General features: G+C 56.3%; 17 protein-coding genes. 10 read left to right on the top strand and 7 right to left on the bottom strand.

From position 1 onward, the window contains the following. Positions 1-28 precede the first annotated feature (28 nt). The 5 genes from WC370_03290 (at position 29) to WC370_03270 (ending at position 5,360) form a co-directional block, all read left to right on the top strand. Complete coding sequence (locus WC370_03290) at positions 29-946, top strand: ABC transporter permease (protein MFA5308494.1); 918 nt, start codon at positions 29-31, stop codon at positions 944-946. 11 nt (positions 947-957) lie between these two features. Next, positions 958-1,830: an ABC transporter permease gene (locus WC370_03285; GenBank protein MFA5308493.1), complete on the top strand. Its 873-nt coding sequence runs from the start codon at positions 958-960 to the stop codon at positions 1,828-1,830. Next, a complete protein-coding gene (locus WC370_03280; GenBank protein ID MFA5308492.1) occupies positions 1,827-2,816 on the top strand; it encodes an ABC transporter ATP-binding protein in 990 nt (329 codons plus the stop codon). The genes WC370_03285 and WC370_03280 overlap by 4 nt, the downstream gene beginning before the upstream one ends. After that, positions 2,816-3,820: an oligopeptide/dipeptide ABC transporter ATP-binding protein gene (locus tag WC370_03275; GenBank protein MFA5308491.1), complete on the top strand. Its 1,005-nt coding sequence runs from the start codon at positions 2,816-2,818 to the stop codon at positions 3,818-3,820. The genes WC370_03280 and WC370_03275 overlap by 1 nt, the downstream gene beginning before the upstream one ends. 220 nt (positions 3,821-4,040) lie before the next feature. Further along, positions 4,041-5,360, top strand: a complete 1,320-nt coding sequence (locus WC370_03270; protein MFA5308490.1) for an amidohydrolase family protein — start codon at positions 4,041-4,043, stop codon at positions 5,358-5,360. 121 nt (positions 5,361-5,481) lie between these two features. Here the strand turns inward: WC370_03270 and WC370_03265 are convergent, their stop codons facing one another. From WC370_03265 to WC370_03255, 3 genes are all read right to left on the bottom strand, one after another. Beyond that, the gene (locus WC370_03265) at positions 5,482-5,742 is read right to left on the bottom strand and encodes a helix-turn-helix domain-containing protein (protein ID MFA5308489.1); all 261 of its coding nucleotides are present in this window, start codon (positions 5,740-5,742) and stop codon (positions 5,482-5,484) included. A gap of 137 nt (positions 5,743-5,879) precedes the next feature. After that, on the bottom strand, positions 5,880-6,575 hold the full coding sequence (locus WC370_03260; GenBank protein ID MFA5308488.1) for a response regulator transcription factor: 696 nt from the start codon (positions 6,573-6,575) through the stop codon (positions 5,880-5,882). Between the two features lie 172 nt (positions 6,576-6,747). Next, on the bottom strand, positions 6,748-7,908 hold the full coding sequence (locus WC370_03255; GenBank protein ID MFA5308487.1) for a trypsin-like peptidase domain-containing protein: 1,161 nt from the start codon (positions 7,906-7,908) through the stop codon (positions 6,748-6,750). 274 nt (positions 7,909-8,182) lie between these two features. Here WC370_03255 and WC370_03250 point away from each other — a divergent pair, with 274 nt between their 5' ends. After that, complete coding sequence (locus tag WC370_03250; GenBank protein MFA5308486.1) at positions 8,183-8,551, top strand: response regulator transcription factor; 369 nt, start codon at positions 8,183-8,185, stop codon at positions 8,549-8,551. 18 nt (positions 8,552-8,569) lie between these two features. Here the strand turns inward: WC370_03250 and WC370_03245 are convergent, their stop codons facing one another. The 3 genes from WC370_03245 to WC370_03235 all read right to left on the bottom strand — a co-directional run bounded on the left by WC370_03245 (position 8,570) and on the right by WC370_03235 (position 14,984). Continuing rightward, positions 8,570-10,984 (bottom strand): PAS domain S-box protein, encoded by a 2,415-nt coding sequence (locus tag WC370_03245; protein ID MFA5308485.1) that lies wholly within the window; start codon positions 10,982-10,984, stop codon positions 8,570-8,572. Positions 10,985-11,116: 132 nt separating this feature from the next. Next, a complete protein-coding gene (locus tag WC370_03240) occupies positions 11,117-12,040 on the bottom strand; it encodes a universal stress protein (GenBank protein MFA5308484.1) in 924 nt (307 codons plus the stop codon). A 232-nt stretch (positions 12,041-12,272) separates the two neighbouring features. Continuing rightward, entirely contained in the window at positions 12,273-14,984 is a 2,712-nt protein-coding gene (locus tag WC370_03235; protein ID MFA5308483.1) for a GNAT family N-acetyltransferase, read from the bottom strand. A gap of 305 nt (positions 14,985-15,289) precedes the next feature. On the opposite strand from WC370_03235, the gene WC370_03230 reads away from it, so the two are divergent. After that, on the top strand, positions 15,290-15,499 hold the full coding sequence (locus WC370_03230) for a molybdopterin-binding protein (GenBank protein ID MFA5308482.1): 210 nt from the start codon (positions 15,290-15,292) through the stop codon (positions 15,497-15,499). A 25-nt stretch (positions 15,500-15,524) separates the two neighbouring features. Here the strand turns inward: WC370_03230 and WC370_03225 are convergent, their stop codons facing one another. Then, positions 15,525-16,424, bottom strand: coding sequence for a LysR family transcriptional regulator (locus WC370_03225; GenBank protein MFA5308481.1), 900 nt, complete (start codon positions 16,422-16,424; stop codon positions 15,525-15,527). A 278-nt stretch (positions 16,425-16,702) separates the two neighbouring features. Between WC370_03225 and WC370_03220 the strand changes: the two genes are divergently transcribed. The 3 genes from WC370_03220 (at position 16,703) to WC370_03210 (ending at position 19,532) form a co-directional block, all read left to right on the top strand. Continuing rightward, positions 16,703-17,509 (top strand): SDR family NAD(P)-dependent oxidoreductase, encoded by an 807-nt coding sequence (locus tag WC370_03220; protein MFA5308480.1) that lies wholly within the window; start codon positions 16,703-16,705, stop codon positions 17,507-17,509. A gap of 254 nt (positions 17,510-17,763) precedes the next feature. Further along, positions 17,764-19,107: an aminotransferase class V-fold PLP-dependent enzyme gene (locus WC370_03215; protein MFA5308479.1), complete on the top strand. Its 1,344-nt coding sequence runs from the start codon at positions 17,764-17,766 to the stop codon at positions 19,105-19,107. 23 nt (positions 19,108-19,130) lie between these two features. Beyond that, positions 19,131-19,532: a hypothetical protein gene (locus WC370_03210; GenBank protein MFA5308478.1), complete on the top strand. Its 402-nt coding sequence runs from the start codon at positions 19,131-19,133 to the stop codon at positions 19,530-19,532. Positions 19,533-19,553: the final 21 nt, after the last annotated feature.

The following is a 19,553-nucleotide window of genomic DNA, read 5'->3' as shown; positions in this document are numbered from 1 at the left end:
TTCCCCTGGTTCTCCCTGTTAGGACGAGATGACAAAATTCATAATCCACCGTATATTCTGGCTTATCGTGGTCTTGCTGGTGGTCAGCTTTATCACCTTCTCCCTGATGCATCTCGTCCCCGGCGGGCCGTGGGATAAAGAAAAGACCCTGGCCCCACAGGTGGTGGACGCCCTCAATAAGAAGTACGGGCTGGACAAGCCGTTTTTCGTCCAGTTCGGCGATTATCTGGTAAACCTGCTCCACGGCGATTTGGGGGTATCCTATTCCCGCCAGGACCGCAGCGTGACCTCCATTTTATTGACCGGGCTGCCCAAGACAGCCACCCTGGGAGTAGTAGCTTTCGCCCTGGCTATTATCATCGGCATTCCCCTGGGAATGGCGGCCGCCCTCAAACAAAATTCAATAATTGATTATCTCTCCGTATTATTTTCCACCATTTTTGCCAGTATTCCCGGCTTTGTTTTGGGAATATTGCTTATTATTATTTTTTCCGTGAAGCTGCACTGGCTCCCTACCGGCGGCTGGGGGAGCGTCAAGCAGATTATCATGCCCGCTTTTGCCCTGGCCACCCTGCCGGCCGCTTTCATCGCACGCATTACGCGGGCCAGCACGCTGGAAGTAATGCGGCAGGACTATGTACGCACCGCCCAGGCTATGGGCATCCGGCAGCACGTTATCCTTTTCCGCCATATCCTGCGCAACTCCCTGATACCGGTGATTACCGTGGCCGGCCCGGAGCTGGCTTTCCTTATCTCCGGGTCTTTTATTATTGAAAACCTTTTCTCCATACCCGGCATCGGACGGCTCTTCGTTAACGGGGTCTTCGCGCGCGATTACGGGCTGATCATGGGAAGTATTTTGTTTTATGCGTTCGCGGTAGCCGCCATCAACCTTATCGTTGATGTTTTTTACGCGGTGATAGACCCGCGGATACGTTTTGATTGAGGAATGAAACCGTGACAGTAATTACAGATTCAATCCGGCCGCACCGCAGCCTCTGGAGCGATGCTTTTATCCGGCTCAAGCGGAACCGTCTGGCGATAACCGGCGGCATTATCATCATTTTCATTGCACTTACCACCATCATTTACCCCTTCTTCAGCCGGTATGACTTCGCCAGCCAGGACCTGAACAGTGTCCTCAAGGGCCCCAGCGCGGCACACTGGCTGGGCACGGATGAGCTGGGGAGGGATGTTTTAACGCGGCTGATTTTCGGCGCACGCACCTCCCTGGCGGTAGGCATCTTTACCCAGCTTATAGTAATCGGCATCGGCCTGCCTTTAGGGGCTATTTCCGGCGCCGCCGGCGGTAAAGTAGATAACCTGATGATGCGCTTCGTGGATGTGGTTTACGCCTTCCCGGACCTGCTGCTCATCATCCTTCTGCGCAGCATCCTGGGCGGCAGCATCTACATGATATTCCTGGCCATCGGCCTCGTTTCCTGGGTGAATGTCGCCCGTCTGGTGCGGGGCCAGACCCTGGCTTTGAAGCAGCGTGACTTTGTGACAGCGGCGCGGGTATTCGGCGGCTTCGGCAGCTATATTACCATGCGCCATCTCATCCCCAATTCACTCGGCCCGATTATCGTGGCGGTCACTTTCAACATCCCGCGCGCCATTTTCGCGGAGGCGGCGCTGGCCTACATCGGCATCGGCGTCAAGCCGCCCACACCCAGCTGGGGCGCCATGATAAGGGACGGCAATAACGTTATTTTCGCGGCGCCGCACCTCGTCCTTTTCCCGGCTATCGCCATCGCCATACTGATGTTATCCTTCACCTTCCTGGGTGACGGACTCCGTGACGCCCTTGACCCGAGGTTAAGAAGATGAGTGAAAAACCATTACTGGAAGTCCTTAACCTTTCCACCCAGTTTCACACCCAGGACGGCATCGTCAAGGCGGTTGACGGCGTGTCTTATGCCGTGAACCGGGGGGAGACTATCGCCCTGGTGGGGGAAAGCGGCTGCGGCAAGACCGTAAGCGCCCTTTCCATCCTCCGCCTTATCCCGGACCCCCCGGGCAAGATAGTGAGCGGTAAAATCATGTTCGACGGGCAGGACATCGTAACCATGCCCAGGGACAAGCTGCTGGATATCCGCGGCGACCGCATCGCCATGATTTTCCAGGAGCCGCTGACCTCGCTCGACCCGGTATTGACCATCGGCCGCCAGATAACCGAGGCGCTGGAACAGCACCGCGACCTGCACGGCGCCGAGGCGTGGGAAGAAGCGGTACGGCTGCTCAAACTGGTGGGCATTCCCCAGCCCGACCAGCGGGTGAAAGAGTACCCGCACCAGTTCAGCGGCGGCATGCGCCAGCGCGCCATGATTGCCCTGGCCATTTCCTGCGAGCCGGAACTGATTATCGCCGATGAACCCACCACCGTGGTCGACGTCACCATCCAGGCGCAATTGCTGGAGCTAATCCGCGGCATTACCCAGCGGCTCAACACCGCTCTTATTTTGATTACGCACAACCTGGGCATCGTCGCCCGTTACGCGCGCCGCGTCTATGTCATGTACGCCGGGCATATCGTGGAGAACGGCTCGGCGCTGGATATTTACCATAACCCCTCCCACCCCTATACCCGCGGGCTGCTGGGCTCGGTGCCGCGCCTGGACGAGCCGCGGAAGACGCGCCTCCAGCCTATCGAGGGGCAGCCGCCGGATATGATATCGCCGCCGCCGGGCTGCGCCTTCAATCCGCGCTGCACCCACGCCATGGATATCTGCCGCCAGACTTTCCCGCCGGTAACGGAAATAACACCGGGGCATTTTGTAGCCTGCTACCTGGTTACACCGGATAGGACCGAATAATGACCAACAACGAAGTAATTGTAGAAATAAAAAATCTTACCAAGTATTTCCCCATCACCGCCGGTCTTGTCCGGCAGAAAAGGGTGGGTGAACTGAGAGCGGTGGACGGCGTATCTTTTAAAATCCACCGGGGGGAAACGGTGGGGCTGGTGGGAGAGAGCGGCTGCGGCAAGACCACCCTGGGCAAATGCCTGCTCCAGCTTTACCGCGCCACCAGCGGGGAGGTGCTGTTCGAGGGGAAAGACCTGTGCCGGCTATCCAACAAGGAGCTGCGGCCTTTACGCCGCAATCTCCAGCTCATTTTCCAGGACCCTTATGACTCCCTTGACCCCCGGTTCACCGCTTCCGATATCATCGGCGAACCGATGCGCATCCATAACATGCACCATACCCCGGCTTACCGGGACAGAATCGATGAGCTTATCAGCATCGTCGGCCTTTCCCCTTACATGGCGGACCGCTATCCCCACGAGTTCAGCGGCGGCCAGCGTCAGCGTCTCGGCATCGCCCGCGCGCTGGCTTTACAGCCCACTTTCATCGTTTGCGATGAGCCTATCTCGGCGCTGGACGTTTCCATCCAGGCGCAGATTATCAACCTGCTGGATGACCTGGGAGAGCAGTTCGGCATCGCCTACCTGTTTATCTCCCATGACCTGGCGGTGGTACGCCATATCTCCGACCGCGTGGTGGTGATGTATCTGGGGAAAATCATGGAAATAGCCGACCGCGATAGTCTCTACGAATCACCCCTCCACCCCTACACCCAGGCGCTGCTTTCCGCCGTGCCCATCCCGGACCCCTCCGTGGAAAAACAGCGGGACATCATTATTCTCACGGGGGAAGTCCCCAGCCCCATTAATCCGCCCTCCGGCTGTGTCTTCCATCCGCGCTGCTTCAAAGTGTTCGAGCCCTGCGCCACCACCGTGCCGCAGCTGGCCGATGCCGGCGACGGGCACCAGGTAGCCTGCCTCCACTACCCTACCTCCTGGCCCAAAAAGGAATAGCGCGGCCGGTCCGCTTTCACCCCCGGAAAATATCCTCATAATGCGTCAGCCAACTATTGACGCCGTTTTTTACCGGTGCTAGATTAAAACGCTGACCGGACTTTAGCCCCAATATCCACAGGAACAAGCGTTTTTGATTGCCGCTTGCCTTGAAAACCGCCGGAAAGATACTGCGGCCGGAGTTCTGTTTCAGAGCTTATGTTATTCAGGAGGCAGCGTCATGACCAACAATGACACGTTCTATGATATCCACCTGCACGCCTTCACCCTGAGCCACCCCTCTTTTAACGCCTTTTTAAAAAGGTTCAAAATCAGGCTTTTCCCGTTAGCGGCCGGGGCATTTTTGTCCTTGCTGCTGGTCATTCCGGCGCTGTCACCGCGGCTCAGGTCCACCGTGATGCGCACGGTCAACCGCCTGTTAAGGAGAGCGCGCAATCTTTTATCCGTCATGGAAAGCGATATCGGCAGCTTCTTTCTTATCATCGAAAACTGCCTGCGGGAGCGCCCCGGCCGGCTATTGAAAGACAGTGAGATGACGGTGGGGGGGAACAGCTACCGGAGAATCGTCCTGACGCCGCTGATGATGGACTTCGGGTACAAAAGCAGGCACAACGACCCGTCCCTGCACTACCAGCCGGGGGAAAAGCCGATAGTGGCCCAGGTGGCGGATGTGTTTAACGCCATACGGAAATACCGGGCTACCGCCACCACCCCGGATTTAGCTAAAAAGTTCTCTTTCCTGGCGGACGGCGCGGAGAGAATCCTGGAAGTTTACCCGTTCCTGGGGCTGAACACGGAGAACTATGACATACCGCACCTGGAGCTGATGCTGGAAAAATATTTCCATGATTACCGGCGCAGCCGGGCGGAGCTGGCGGCCAGCGCGGGGAACTTCGACGGCGATATCGAGCGGTTGAAGGGCAACAGCTTTACCGGCATCAAGGTGTACCCGCCGCTGGGGTTCGACCCCTGGCCGTATAACCCGGAGCTGCTGTCCCGGGTGAACTACCTGTATGATTATTGCTGCCGCAAACGCCTGCCTATCACCTGCCACGGCAGCCGGGGCGGGTTCGTGGCCGTCTCCCCCGGGGACTTGCAGGATTTCACCAGGATTTCCAAATGGGCCAGTGTCCTGGCGGCATACCCTTCGCTGAAAATCAACATCGCCCATTTCCCGGCTAACGGCCGGAGGTTTTTCGGCCTGGTGCCCCCGGCGGAACAGGACCGTCTGCAAGCAATAATCGCCCTGGTGCTGAAATACGAAAACGTGTACGCGGACTTTGCCATGCGCGGCGCCAGCGAGCGCTATTACCGCAACCTGAGATTTATCATCGACAGCCTGCCGGATAAAAAACACCGGGAGAAACTCACGGAACGCATCCTGTTCGGCTCGGATTTTGCCATCAATCTGTTCTCGGTCGATTCTTACAACCGATACATCCAGATATTTTCCGGCACGCCGTACCTGACGGCGGAGCAAAAGCGTCTGTTCTGCTCGGTAAACCCGGAACGCTTCCTGTTCGGTGAGACAACACCGTGATGTGATGGAAAATCATGGGGGATAAACAAAAACGGGCGCTATTTTGCCCGCAGGTGAATAAACGGAACTATACTGAAAAAGAAACTAGGCAATCCACCCCCGCCGCCCCGCCCCACCGGCTTTATACCGCGCCGGCCTCCAGTGCCAGTCTCTGGAGCGACTCTTTATTGACGATGATGCGGTTGCGCTCCATCTTGATGGCCCCCTCGTCACGGATGGACTTTAAAGAAATGTGCACGGTGTACCAGTCCGCGCCCGTCCTGGCCGCGATGTCCCGCTGGGCGAGTCCCGTACCGGTGTTAGCCGCGGCATGGTCGAGCAGAACCCTGGCTACCGCGCCCCTTGCCTGCCTGAAGTTTGAATTGTCCGCTGTGATTGTCATGGGTGCTTCCTCTAACGCCAACATATTACTATTTTAGAGGAACGGCGGTGGCAAAGTCATAAAATAGCGGCGGTAATTGTAACAAAAATATCACATCGTGGGGGGAAAAGGCGGGGCGGCGGAAAGAACCTTTTGTATTAGTCCGGTGGCTGATTTATCATGTAGCCCGTCTTGGGGATGGTACGGATAAGCGGGCTATCGCCGTTTTTTTCTATCTTGTGGCGGAGACGGCTGATCCAGGTACGCAATATCTGCACATCATTGCGGTACTCCGGTCCCCAGACCCGGGTAAGCAGGTCGCTGTACAGCATGAGCTTACCGGCGTTGCGGATAAGCTCACTGAGCAGCAGCCACTCGATGCGGGTGAGCTGTATCTCTTTCCCATCCACGATGGCGAGGTGATTTTTCTGATTCAGGGTGAGATACCCCAGCGTAATGGAGTCCACCACCTTGCGGTTTTCCGCGGGTACCATGCGCCGCCGTACCGCCTCGATACGGGCGACCAGTTCATCGGGATTAAAAGGCTTGGACAGGTAATCATCGGCGCCCAGCTTCAGACCCTTAATTTTATCGATATTGCCTTCCACGGCGCTGAGAATGATGACCGGGACCGGGGACACCGCGCGAATCTGCTTGAGGGTCTCGAAGCCGTCGATGCCGGGCATGATGACATCCAGCACCACCAGGTCCGGCTCCTGGGTCTGCACCTGGGCTAGAGCTTCCATCCCGTTACTGGCGGTAATCACCTCATACCCCGAGGCTTTGAGCTTCAGGTCTAAGAACTTGATGATACGCTGCTCATCATCCACTATCAGTACGCGGAACTGCTTCAAAATAATATCCCGGAAATCAAAATCGCACCCAAATAATAGCGGGGAGGCCGGGGGAATGTCAAATATAAAGTCTGAACTCACCCCCCGGCTCCCCCACCCGCCGCGGGAGAAGGGGGCGGGAGGAGAGGTCAATAATGGCGCCGCCCGTTATAATTCCAGGCGGTTTTACTTTTTAGGAAACGGGGCGGACGCCCAGGGTAACTGCCACCTGGACTTCCTGGCCGTCCCGCAGCACGGTCAGGGTAACCACGTCCCCGGCGGTGCCGGTGCGGGCCAGCAGGGTAATCAAATCATCCGAGCTTTTTACCGTTTGCCCGTTATAGGCGATTATCACGTCCCCGCCCACCTCTATCTCCTGGCCGTTGATGGTGACGGTCTTCCCGCTGGCACGGAGGCCGGCTTTATCCGCCGGGCCGTTCACGGTCACCGTGGACACCATGGCGCCGCGCTGGTTAGCCGGTAAATCCATGGCGGTTGAGAGGGCCGAGGTCAGGGAAAGAATGGAAGCCCCGATATAGGGATGGTCAAAGTGCCCGGTCTCTATCAGCGCCGGGACCACTTTCTCCACGATAGCCGAAGGTATGGCGAAGCCGACCCCCGCCGAGGTGCCGGTGGTGGTGGCGATAGAGTTGGTCACGCCGATAAGGCTGCCCGTATCGTCCAGCAGCACGCCGCCGGAGTTGCCCGGATTGATGGCGGCATCCGTCTGGATAATGTCCGGTATGCTGTAAGTCGGACCCACGGCATTCTCATTGGCGGCAATGAGCCGGCCCAGGCCGCTGATGATGCCGGTGGTCATCGTGCCCTGAAGTCCGAAAGGATTACCGATGGCGATGGCCATCTGCCCCACTTTAAGCTGGGTGGAGTCCGCTATCTGCAACGGCTCGATGGCGTCAGTGGGCATATCCACCTTGATCACCGCCAGGTCGCTATCGGCGTCAGCGCCGATAAGCGTGCCGGGGACTTCCGTCCCGTCATAAAAAGTCACGGTGATATTGTCCCCGTCCGCTATCACGTGGTTGTTGGTCACGATATGCCCCGCTTTGTCCCAGAGAAAGCCGGAGCCCAATACCCCGCTGTACTGCGAGGTGGTAAAGGGGTTGTCCACCTTTTGCACCACGCTGATGTTGACCACAGAGGGATTGACCCGGGCGTAAATTTCCTCAAAGGCGCTTTCCAGCCCGGCCAGACTGGCGTTGGCAACTATGGCCGGGGCGGTGGTAACCGGCGCGGTGACCGAGGCTGGCGCCGTGGTGCCGGTAACGGTGCAACCCGCCAGGGCAAGCAGCGCCGCCAGCAGCACCGTAATAATAACGAGGTGTATCTTCTTCATGGCTAACTCCTTACAAGCTAATAATGCATCGAATTTCTTTGAGTTCCACTTTCAACAAATGATTTGATATTTACTTTAATTGTTACACACAAATTGTTAAACAATTATTAACCGGGGCATCATGATTATTCTATACCCCGGCGCATGAATAGTCATTTTTTAATAACTAATGTAACAATAATGTTACACTTTTATACTGTATTTTATGACACCTAAATACATAATGGTTCATAATATAAGCTAATGAACCGCAGAATGATTGAGCATAACGATAATGACTGAACCGGAAAAGAAGAAGCGCGTGCTCGTGGTTGACGACCACCCTAAAGTTTTAAAATTTATAGAAATAGGTTTGAAACTCCAGGGTTTCGAGGTCTTTTGCGCCTCCTCCGGCGTACAGGCCCTGGAACTGGTCGGCACGGCCCGCCCCGATATCATGCTGCTGGATATGTTCATGCCGGATAAAGACGGATTTGCCGTGCTGCAGGAACTGCGGATTACCTCAACGATGCCGGTGATAGCTTTCAGCGCCAGCCCGGAAAACCAGGACCCCGCCTTCCGCGCCGGCGCCAATGACTTTGTGCACAAACCGTTTAATCCGGAAGATATCACCCGGAAAATCAACGCGCTGCTCCGCTTCTGATAGCAAGCGGGGAATGCTTCATGCCTGCCCGCGTACCGGCAGGGTGAAATAGAAAGCGGCGCCTTTGCCCGGGGCTGATTCCACCCAGATTTTCCCACCCTGCGCCTCCACCAGCCGCTTGCATACCACCAGCCCCAGCCCCAGCCCTTGAGAGCGGGCGCCCGTACCCAGCCGTTCAAAAAGCTCGAAGAGCCGGCCCTGGTCTTGCCGCGATATGCCGGAGCCTTTATCCGCCACACCAATGACCAGCATCTCATTTTCCCGGCGCGTAAAGATTTTTATCTCGCTTCCTTCCGGAGAGTACTTCACCGCGTTCTCCAGCAGATTGTAGATTATTCTCTCCACCCTGATAGGGTCAGCATCAGCCAGCGGCAGTTTTTGGGGGAAATCCGTAATAAATACGTGGTCGCCGCCCTGGTTCTTCAGCTTCTCTATCACCTCGCGGGCGATTTCCGGCAGGTTTACCGGCTCCCGGTGAATCTGGAGGCGGCCGGCCTGGTAGCGGGAAAGCTCCAGCAGGTTTTCCAGAATGACGGATAAAGACGAGGCACCGTCAATGGCGTTTTGCAGCAGTATCTCTTTATCGTCCCGGGATATCCCTTTGGCAGCGGCGGTCTTTAACGAACCGGTGATGACGGTCATCGGCGTGCGGAGCTCGTGGGAAACGAGGCTGATGAACTCGTCCTTCATTCTCTCCGCCTTTTTCCGTTCCGTAATGTCCCTGATGATGTGTACCGACCCGGTAAGCTCGCCGTTTTTATCGAATATGGGGGAAGTAGTGACCTCACAGTACGTTCCCAGCCTCGGCTCGAATATCTCCCTGGTTACCGTCTTTTGCGTGGCCAGTGTCTCAGCGTGGGGGCAGTCTTCAAAGGGGCAGTCCGTACCGTGTATCGCGGCATAGCAGGGCTTGCCTTTCAATAGCTCCCCGCTCATCCCGAGGGCATCAGCGTAGGCCTTGTTCACCCGCACCAGCCGGAATTCTTTATCCTGGATGGAGACCATATCCGTAATGGAATTGAATGTTGTCTGCCATTCATGTGCCGCCTGCTTTTCTATTTCCTCCGCCTCTTTGCGCTCGGTGATGTCCTGTCCCTGGGCGATAGTGGCCACCACCGTTTTGCCTTCCCTATCATAGATATTCGCCGAATTCCAGAGCAGCAGATACACCCGGCCGTCTTTGTTTTTAATGGGTATTTCCACCGCCTCCCACCGCTGGCCGGAGGCGGCGGCCTGGATATGCTTCATAGATTCTTCCAGGCTGTCAGCCGGGAAGAGTATATCCAGCTGTTTGCCTAATATCTCTGCCTCGGCATATCCCGTGAGCCGCTCGAAGGCATGGTTAAAACGGGTAATCTCAAAATCCAGGTCCCAGACGATGATGGGGGCGTTGGCGTAGTTGAACAGGTTGTCCAGGTAGTCACGCGTTTCACTGAGCTCCCGGGTGCGCTCCAGGACGCGCATTTCCAGCTCGCCGTGGGCCTGGAGCAGCTCTTTCTGCGCCTGTTTCTGCGTGGTGATATCAATGCCTACCTCCATAATCAGCGGCGAGCCGTCAACATCATGGAAGGGGAAATCGAAAATATCGTAGTTACGGTGGTCCGGGCCGGTCCACTCCCAGTGGTGGGGCGCGTTGGTCTTGAGGACTTTAAAGGTTTCACAGTTTTCACAGGGGGTGGTGCGGTCGAACAAATACTCATAGCAGCGCTGGCCGTACGAATCGCCGAAGCGTTCCCGGAAAAAGCGGTTGGCGAAGGGCACGCGGTAATCCGGCGCTAAAAGAATCACGTATATCGGCAGTGATTCCAGCACGTCATTGAACCGCTGCCTTTCAATATCCAGCGCCCGGTTGACCTTGCCCAGCTCCCGGGTGCGCTCCTGGATGCGCAGCTCCAGCTCGTCATGGGCTTTTTGCAGCTCCCATTCATCCTTTTTATGCGCGGTCATTTCATTGTTCAAATCAAGATTTACTTTTTCCAGCTCGGCGGTGCGCTGATTCACCAGCTCTTCCAGGTGTTCCCGGTAGGAGATAAGCTCCGCTTCATGCATCTGGCGTATGGCCACCTCTTTTCGGGCTTCCTCCGTCTTTTCCCGGAGATTGGAGGACAGGTAGCTGATAATCACGCTTACCACGAAAAACACCAGCATGATAGGCAGCTGCTCTATATTCAGCGTGAAAGCATGGATGGGCGGTATGAAAAAATAGGTGTAGGCTATCAAGCTGAGAACACAGCACACAATAGCCGGCCCCAGCCCGAAGAAAGTGGCGGTGAAAACGATAGCCAGGATGTAGAGAATGGGGATGTTGGCGGGGATAATGTCCGGCTCCGCCAGATGCTTGAGCCAGGTGGCCAAAACCACCGCCGCCGCGGTGAAAAGATAGCCTTTCCAGCCGACGAACTGTGACTTGTGCAGCCTGATATTTATACGCATGGATTTAGGCCGGGGCAGCCGTTATCGGGTCGACCGGCTGCCCCGGTGTCATTATCTTAGCATTATTGAGAAACCGAGACAATTAATGGTCCGGCCACGCTGCGATTCATCAATAATTCCGGCTATCCGGCCCTACTTGGGACGGATAAGCAGCAGCGGCACTTCCCCGCCGTGTATAACCTTGTCCGCGACACTGCCGTGGTCCCAGCGCCCGAAACCGGAATGACCGTAGGTGGACATGACCACGATATCCGCGCCCGTTTCTTTCTCTGCCGCAATGATTGCTTCCGCGGCCGTCCCCGTTCTTACCCGGTAGTCCGCCGTAACGCCGCGTGATACCAAAGTGTCATTTACCTTTTTCAAATATTCCTCGCCGATTGTCACGGTCGGCTTCATTTCTTCTTCGCTATAGGGCGTCTTAATCATGCCGCCGCCCCCGAAATACCCCATTGTCTGGGTGGTGGGGTAATAATGATAAAGGGTCTCCGCCACATTAAGCAGCGACACTTTTGTCTTGAGCCGGGGCGCCAGCCAGACCACGTGCTCCAGCACCGCCTCCGACTCTTTGGAGCCGTCCAGGGTTACCAGCAAACCGGCCAGGTTAACGGACCCGATAGCGCTGCCGGCCCTCACCAGCAGCACGGGGCATTTAGCCGAGCCGGCCACTTTATCGGCGGTGCTGCCCAGCGTAAAGCGCCGGAGGCCGGACCGGCCGTGGGAGGCGATAATAATAAGGCTGATGTTTTCTTTCTCCGCGTAGTCCACTATCTGCTCCCCGGCGTGTACGAAAATACCGGTGGAACCAATGATGGCCGAGGACACCTTAACTTTTTCTCCCGTTTTCCAGCCGGGATTTTTCTTGATATTCTGTTCCACATCAGCGGCGATTTTGCTGATATAGCCTTTCTGCTCCGGTTTTTCCGGGTCTTCCGAAGGCATGCGGACATTCACCAGAACGACTTCAGCGCCGAGCTTGGCCGCCAGCTCTACGGCGTAGGGCAGCGCTTTTTCCGCCAGCGCCGACCCGTCCAGCGGGACTAATAATCTCTTGTACATATCACTCACTCCTTTATCACTGACTGGCAGCCGCCGGGACTGGCCGCGGTCTTTGCCAATACTGTTTACGTTTTTAACATTATAAACCGTCTGCGGTGAAAATGTTATAAAAAGACCCTTTGAATAATTACGAATTTATGACATTTATAGCTACGGAGAACCGAAAACGACAACATAGCGCCGCCGCCGGCCCGCCGGAGCTCCACGTTTAATATCAGGTGATAACGTGCCCTTACTTGAGCATGATTCTGGCGTCGATAACGCGGTAGCCTTCCTGCCGCGGCATGACGTTTACCGGATTGAGGTCAAGCTCGGCGATTTCCTCGATGTCTTCCACCATCGCCGATACCCGCAGCAGTAGGTCCTGGACGGCTTTAACATCACTGGGCGGAGCGCCGCGGTAGCCCTCGAATAGTTTGGTCATTTTCAGCGAGTTTATCATCTCCACGGCATCGAGGTCGGTAATCGGGTGCAGCTTCAGAGTAACGTCCTTGATAAGCTCGGCGTAAATGCCGCCGGAGCCGAACATTATCAGCGGCCCGAAGGAGGGGTCCTGCGTCACGCCGACGATGGTCTCGATACCCCCGCTCATCATCTGCTGCACGGTCACGCCGGTCATTTCCCCCGCCCGTCCCAGTTTTTCCAGCCGCTGCTTGATGACTTTATAGGCTTCTTCCACCTCGGCCCTGGATTTCACGTTCAGCACCACGCCGCCGACATCCGTTTTGTGGGTAATGGTGGGCGATTCCAGTTTCACCGCCACCGGGAACCCGAGCTTTTCCGCGGCGGCTTTGGCCTCTGCCGGGGTCCTGGCCACCACTATCTTTGCCTGCTGTATGCCATAGCAGTCCAGCAGCTCCGCTATCTGGTCGGGGGAAAGCCAGAGCGGCCGCTGGGCGCTGTCTTTAATCACGCGGTTTATCAGGTGGCGGGCTTCAACTTTTTTAATATCTTTGATTACCGGGATTTTGCCCCGGGGCTTGCGCCGCAGCTCGTCATACTCCGCCGCCCGCCTCAGTGACACTATCGCTTCTTCCGGGAAGGTGTAGAGGGGGATAAAGTGCCCGTGGGTACCGAGCTGGGCGCCGAGGCCTTTCTGCCCGATAAAACAGCCGAGCAGGGGTTTCTTATAGCGCCAGAACACCGGCGCCACGCGCCGCAAAGCGTCCTCCATGTCCCTGGTCTCGACGACGATGGGCGGGGCGAATATCGCCAGCACGGCGTCCACTTCATCAGCGGCGGCCAGCGTGCGCAGTATGCCCTCGTATTCCTGGGCGGTGGCCCCGGCGGTGGTATCTATGGGATTGCCGATGTTGATATCCCGCTTCATCAGCGGGCGGATTTTGCCGCAAATCTCGGGGGAAAGCTCCCTGACCTCCAGCCCGTTGCGGGAGGCGGCATCGGCGGCGATAATACCCGGCCCGCCCCCGTTGGTCACGATAACCAGGCGCCGGCCCCTGGGGAACGGCTGGGTGGAAAGCAAAGTGGCCAGGTTGAAAAGCTCTTCCACGGCGTTGACCCGGATAATGCCCGCGTTTTTAAACAGTATGTCCGAGGCGACATCCGAAGCGGCCAGCGCCCCGGTATGCGATGAGGCCGCCCTGGCGCCGGCGGCGGTGGTGCCGCTTTTTACCGCCACGATAGGCTTCTTGGCGGAAACGCGCCGGGCTATCCTGGCAAAGCGGTTGGGGTTACCGAACGACTCCAGGTAAAGCAGGATAACCTTGGTAGCCGGGTCCTGTTCCCAGTACTGGAGAAAGTCGTTGGAGGAGACATCGGCGCGGTTGCCCACGCTGACGAAGGTGGAAAGTCCCATGTTCAGGTTTTTCACGTGCTCCAGAATGGTCAGCCCCATGGCGCCGCTCTGGGAAAGGAAAGCCACGTTCCCGGCGTTGGGATAGACCTGGGAAAAGGTGGCGTTAAGCTTTATCTGGGGGTCGGTATTAATAATACCCATGCAGTTGGGCCCGACCAGGCGCATCCCGTAGCTGAGGGCGATGTTTCTCAGCTCCTCCTCACGCTTGGCGCCCTCCGCGTTTCTCTCCCGGAACCCGTCCGAGATGACGATTAAGGCGCGCACGCCCTTCCGGCCGCATTCGTCGGCGACGCGGCTGACGATAGCCGCCGGCACGGCGATGATAGCCATGTCCACCTTGCCGGGGATATCCATCACCGAGGGATAGGACTTGACCGAAAGCACCGCTTCCGTATTGGGATTCACCGGATAAACGATGCCGTTAAAGCCGCTCTGTAAAATACAGCGCATCAGCAGGTTGCCGATGGTGCCGGGATTGCGCGCCGCCCCGATAATGGCCACTGACCTGGGGTTGACTATCGGCTGGAGGGAAGCAAGTATGGCCGTGCGGTCGCGGGAGGCTTCCTTCAAGTCCACGGTGCGGGTCTGCTTGATGGAGAAAGTAACGTGATAGACGCCCCCGTCCATGACGCTGGAAACGTGGAAGCCGTAATCCCGGAAAGCCTCCATCATCTTGTGGTTCTCGCCGAGGACATCCGCTTCAAAGACGCTAATATCGTTTTCCCGGGCCACGTCCACCAATGCTTCTATCAGCCGGGTGCCCAGGCCGATGCTCTGGTAATCATCATCGATGCCGAAGGAGACTTCCGCGGCGCGCCCCCTGGGCAGGCGGTAATACCGCGCCACGGCGATGATTTTCCGGTCTTTATCTTTACCTATTTCCGCTACATAAGCGAAAGAGTTTTTATAGTCCACCGTGCAGTAATGCAGGGCGTCTTCCTCCGTCATCCCTTTGGTAATCCGGTGAAAGCGCAGGTACTTGGCGTGCTCGCTCAAGCGGGAAAACAAGGCCATCCACAACGGCACATCGCTTTTCTCGATAGGCCGGAGCAGCACGCGGTAGCCGTCCCTGAGGATTTCTTCGCGGCGGTACTGGGAGAGGTCAAGGCCTTCGGGTGTGATTGTCATCAGACATCATCCCCCTTTCACACATGATTAACGTTCTTCTGCGGATGACTATTTTCCGGCTCAAAAGATATGGATTGCGTACAAATACAAACGTAAAGCGGGGGTAAATTACCCCTTTTAATCATACACCCGCCACATACGGCGTTCAAGCGTAAAAACGTTAAGAAAGGGAACCGGATGGCCGGACAATTACCCGACTCCAGCAACCTCCGCCGAACAAAATGCCTCCGTGTGACATTTGTCATAGGTACAGCAGGATGCGGTGGTATTTAATGAATGGTAGAGATATTTACCGGAGGTGGGCCATGCAAATCAGCGCGCGCAATGTTCTCAAGGGCAAGGTGAAAGCGGTCACGCCGGGCGCCGTCAACTCTGAAATCATCATCGAGGTGAGCGGGGGCGTGGAAATGGTCTCCATTATCACCAAGTCATCCGCGGACAGACTGGGTTTGAAACCCGGTAAAGACGTCTACGCCATCGTAAAAGCTTCCAACGTCATGATAGGCATAGACTAGCCGGTTTTTGCCGGTAAAACAGCTTTTATACGTCCGTATAGCCGAACGCTTCTTTGACCATCCCGATAAACTGCCGGATAATGGGGTTCTGCATATCCCCGCGGGTTATCGCCTCGGCGGTAACGGAAACGGACTCTTTAAGGGGCACTATTTTGAGTCGCTTCTCGGCCAGTTCTTGCTGAATGTCCTTGACCAGCGCGAAGCTCAGGCCTTTGCCGTTTTCCACCAGGCTCACGCACCATGACACGGAACCTACTTCCGCCGCCAGTGACGGCTCGGTCAGCCCCTCGCTCTTGAACTTGTTATCGATAATTCTCCGGATAACGGAGGACTCCGGCCCGGCCACCAGGGGATAGTCGTGCAAATCCTTCCATTCCAGCGACTCCTTCTCAATAACCTGGTGGGGGGAGGCAAAGCAGACAATCTTTTCCGGGTGGGAGACCTGGACGTGATTAAGCTTTTCACTGATGTAATCGAACTGGGGCACAATCGCCAGGTCGAGCTTGGTGTCCAGCACGTCCTGCACTATTTCAAACGCGTTGCCGCTTTTTACCGCCAGCTTTACTTCCGGGTTTTCCGTTTCAAACATGGAGTTCAGCAGCGGGCCGATATAGGTGTCATACACGGTGGCGATGCCGATGCGGATATTGGACTCCCGGATAAACTCGATGAATCTCTCCGCGTCAACCAGCTGATGGTATATCTCCGCGGCGTACTTCAGCAGTCCCTGGCCGTGGGCGGTAAGGACAATCTGGCGCTTCTTAAACTCGATGAGCTTGACGCGGGTGTATTCTTCCAGCGACTGTATGTGATAGGTGACGGCGGGCTGGGTGAGGAAAAGCTTTTCCGCGGCCGCGCTTAAGCTCTTTTCTTCCGCCACGGTGTAGAATATCACCAGGTCATTAGGGTTCAATTTGGGTATCATGCAGACTTTTTCCAGCCTCCCGGGCTTGATACCGTGTGTTTCTAATAATGAGATATTTTAATAGAACAATAGAATCATTTAATAATACCACAATTGTGCCTAAAGATATATTGAAACACACGTGACGGAAGCGGCTGTAGCCTGTCCGCGATTGCCCCCGTGATTAAGACAAACCGCCGTGTTAAAATTGTTTTCCCGGGGGTTTAATAAACAGGTATCCCTGTACAGTGCAACGTGATATAATAAACTCAAAAAAAGTAACGATAAGGGGAAAAGAAATGACGAAAGACAACATATTCGACCTTTCCGGGAAAACCGCACTTATCACCGGGGCCAGCCGCGGGCTGGGGCGGGCCTTCGCCATCGCCATGGCGCAATACGGCGCCGATGTGGCCTGCGTGGGACGGGACACGGACAAGCTGGCGGAAACGCTGGAGATTTTAGCTGAATACAAACACCGCGCTATCGCCATCAAGGCGGACGTCACCGATGAAGCGGAAATTAAAAAAATGGTGGCGGATGCGGTGAAGCGGCTGGGTAAAATAGATATCTTTTTCAATAACGCCGGCATCGCCAGGATGCCCCGGCCCATCCACGAAACCCCCACCGAGGAATGGGACGCGGTCATCAACACCAACCTCAGGGGAGCGTTCCTGTCTTTAAAACACGTCCTGGGTGCCATGGTAAAGCAGAAGAGCGGCTCCATCATCAACATTTCCTCCATCGCCGGTCTGCGGGCGGAGTGGCCGGAAGTAGCGCCGGCCGCCTACGGCGCGGCCAAGGCGGGCATTATCCTGCTTACCCAGGTGGCCGCCATGGAATACGCTAAAGACAACATCCGCGTTAACTGCATCGCCCCCGGCATGCACAAATCGGAGCTGGGGCATAACAATCCGGGCCCAAAACTTAATTTGGAGGAAATGGAAAAGGGGATAGCCAAATACTGCGCCGATGAAATCCCGATGGGACGCATCGCGGAAGCGAGCGAGCTGGCGGGTCTGGCGATACTGCTGGCTTCCGATGCCTCCAGCTACATCACCGGCCAGGTATTCGTGGAAGACGGCGGGCAGTCCGCCAGGCTTTAGATTAGCGGCTTCCGGTATAAAGGAAAAACGCTCACGCGGCCTTCAGCGAGTTTTGATGTTTAAGAATAAAACCCCACGGCAAGCGCGCCATCGAGCTCTTTCAGGCAGGGACGGCGGTGGCGCCGCGCCGGGGTTTCCGGATACGCGGCAAGCTGATATACGTTAGTGCCGGATGATACCTTTTTTGTTGTTGTCTTAGTTGTATTAGTATAATATATTAATCAGGGACCTTTTTAGATACACCGAAGAAAATAATGGATAACGCAAAATGGGTGGAACAAGTAAGAGAAGACTTCCCGCCGCTGCAGCAACGGCGCAACGGTAAGCCCCCGGTTTACTTTGATAACGCCTGCACCACCCTGGTACCCAGCCAGGTAATCAGCGCCATGGATGATTATTACCGCGGCTTTCCCGGCTGCGGCGGGGCGCGGAGCCGCCACTGGTTCGCCATGGAAGTTAACGACCGCATCGAGGGAAACCCGGAAAAGGACATCAAAGGCTCGCGCACCCTCATCAAGGAGTTCCTCAACGCACGGTCGGAAAAAGAAATCGTCTTCACCTACAACACCAGCCACGCCCTCAACATCGTCGCTCTCGGCTTTAAGTTTCAGCCGGGCGATACCGTCCTGCTGACGGACAAGGAGCACAACTCCAACCTGCTGCCCTGGCTGCGTTTGCAGAAAAAAGGGCTGATAAAAGTGGACCACGTTGACTCCGATGACGAGGGCAATTTCGACCTCGAAGATTATAAAAAGAAGCTGGCCGGACAGAAAGTGGCCCTGGTCAGCATGGCCTATACCTCCAACCTGACCGGCGGCACGGTGCCCGCGGCGGCCATCATTCAAGCCGCCCACGCCAACGGGGCCAAGGTTTTGCTGGACGCCGCGCAAACGGCCTCCCACCACACCATCGACGTGCAAAAGCTGGACGTGGACTTCCTGGCTTTTTCCATCCACAAGACCTGCGGGCCGCGGGGGGTGGGCGTCCTTTACGGCAAAGAGGCCTACCTGGGGCAGGCCATCCATGAAGAAGACGATGCCGCGGAGGCCATCGCGCCTTGCCTGCTGGGCGGGGGTACGGTGGGGGACACCACTTACGACAGCTATTCCCTGCTGGAGCCGCCGGAGCGTTTCGAGGTAGGCATCCAGAACTACCCCGGCCAGATAGGCGCCGGCGCCGCCGTGACTTATTTACAGAACCTGGGCATGGACAGGATACGCACGCAGATGAACAGCCTGAACAGCTACCTGACCGGTGAGCTGCTAAAGCGTTACGGGGACGCGGGGTGGTTCAGGATAATCGGCCCGGCCGATGCCGCCAGCCGGGGCGGCATACTGACCTTCGAGGTCAAACGCCCCAACGCCGTGGGCATCGCCGAAGAGCTTAGCGACAGCGGCAATATCATGGTGCGGGACGGCGTTTATTGCGTTCATTCCTATCTGAATTTCAAATACGGGCAGGGGTGGATGCAGCCCCGGCTGCCCACCGAGCACCGCATGACCTACCGCGTCTCACTATACTTCTATAACACCGCGGCAGAGTGCCGGGTTTTCCTGGACGCTTTGCATACTATCTTTGAAGAACGCAGCTATATATAATATCGGGTAAAGGCAGGACGCGCATGGATGAACTGGTGGTCAAATTCTACCGCCGACTCTGTAAAACCGGCTTCGAGCATACCGGCGAACTGGAAAACCCCGATATATTCATGGACACGGTGGGTGAAAAAATAAGGATTTGCTCCCACGTCAGCCACGCCTACATGCACGTCTATATCATCGTCCGCGAAGGCGTCATCCAGGATATCAAATATCTCTGCACCTGCGACCCCACCGCCAACGTGGTAGTGGAAATACTGTGCGGGCTGCTCCGGGGCAAGACCATCCAGGAAACCGAAGCTCTGACCGAGGCGTCTTTTACCGGGGCGCTGGGGGGTGGGGGCGATGAATTCCAGAAAAAAGCCCGCGGCATGATAGAGCTGCTGCACCGCGGCATCGCGCGGTATAAAGCCGGCCAAAACTGATGCCGCTATGTTCAAATTAGT

The organism is Dehalococcoidales bacterium, assembly GCA_041652735.1.
Classification (GTDB): Bacteria; Chloroflexota; Dehalococcoidia; order Dehalococcoidales; family RBG-16-60-22; genus RBG-13-51-18.
This window is presented reverse-complemented; position numbering and strand designations above follow the sequence as displayed.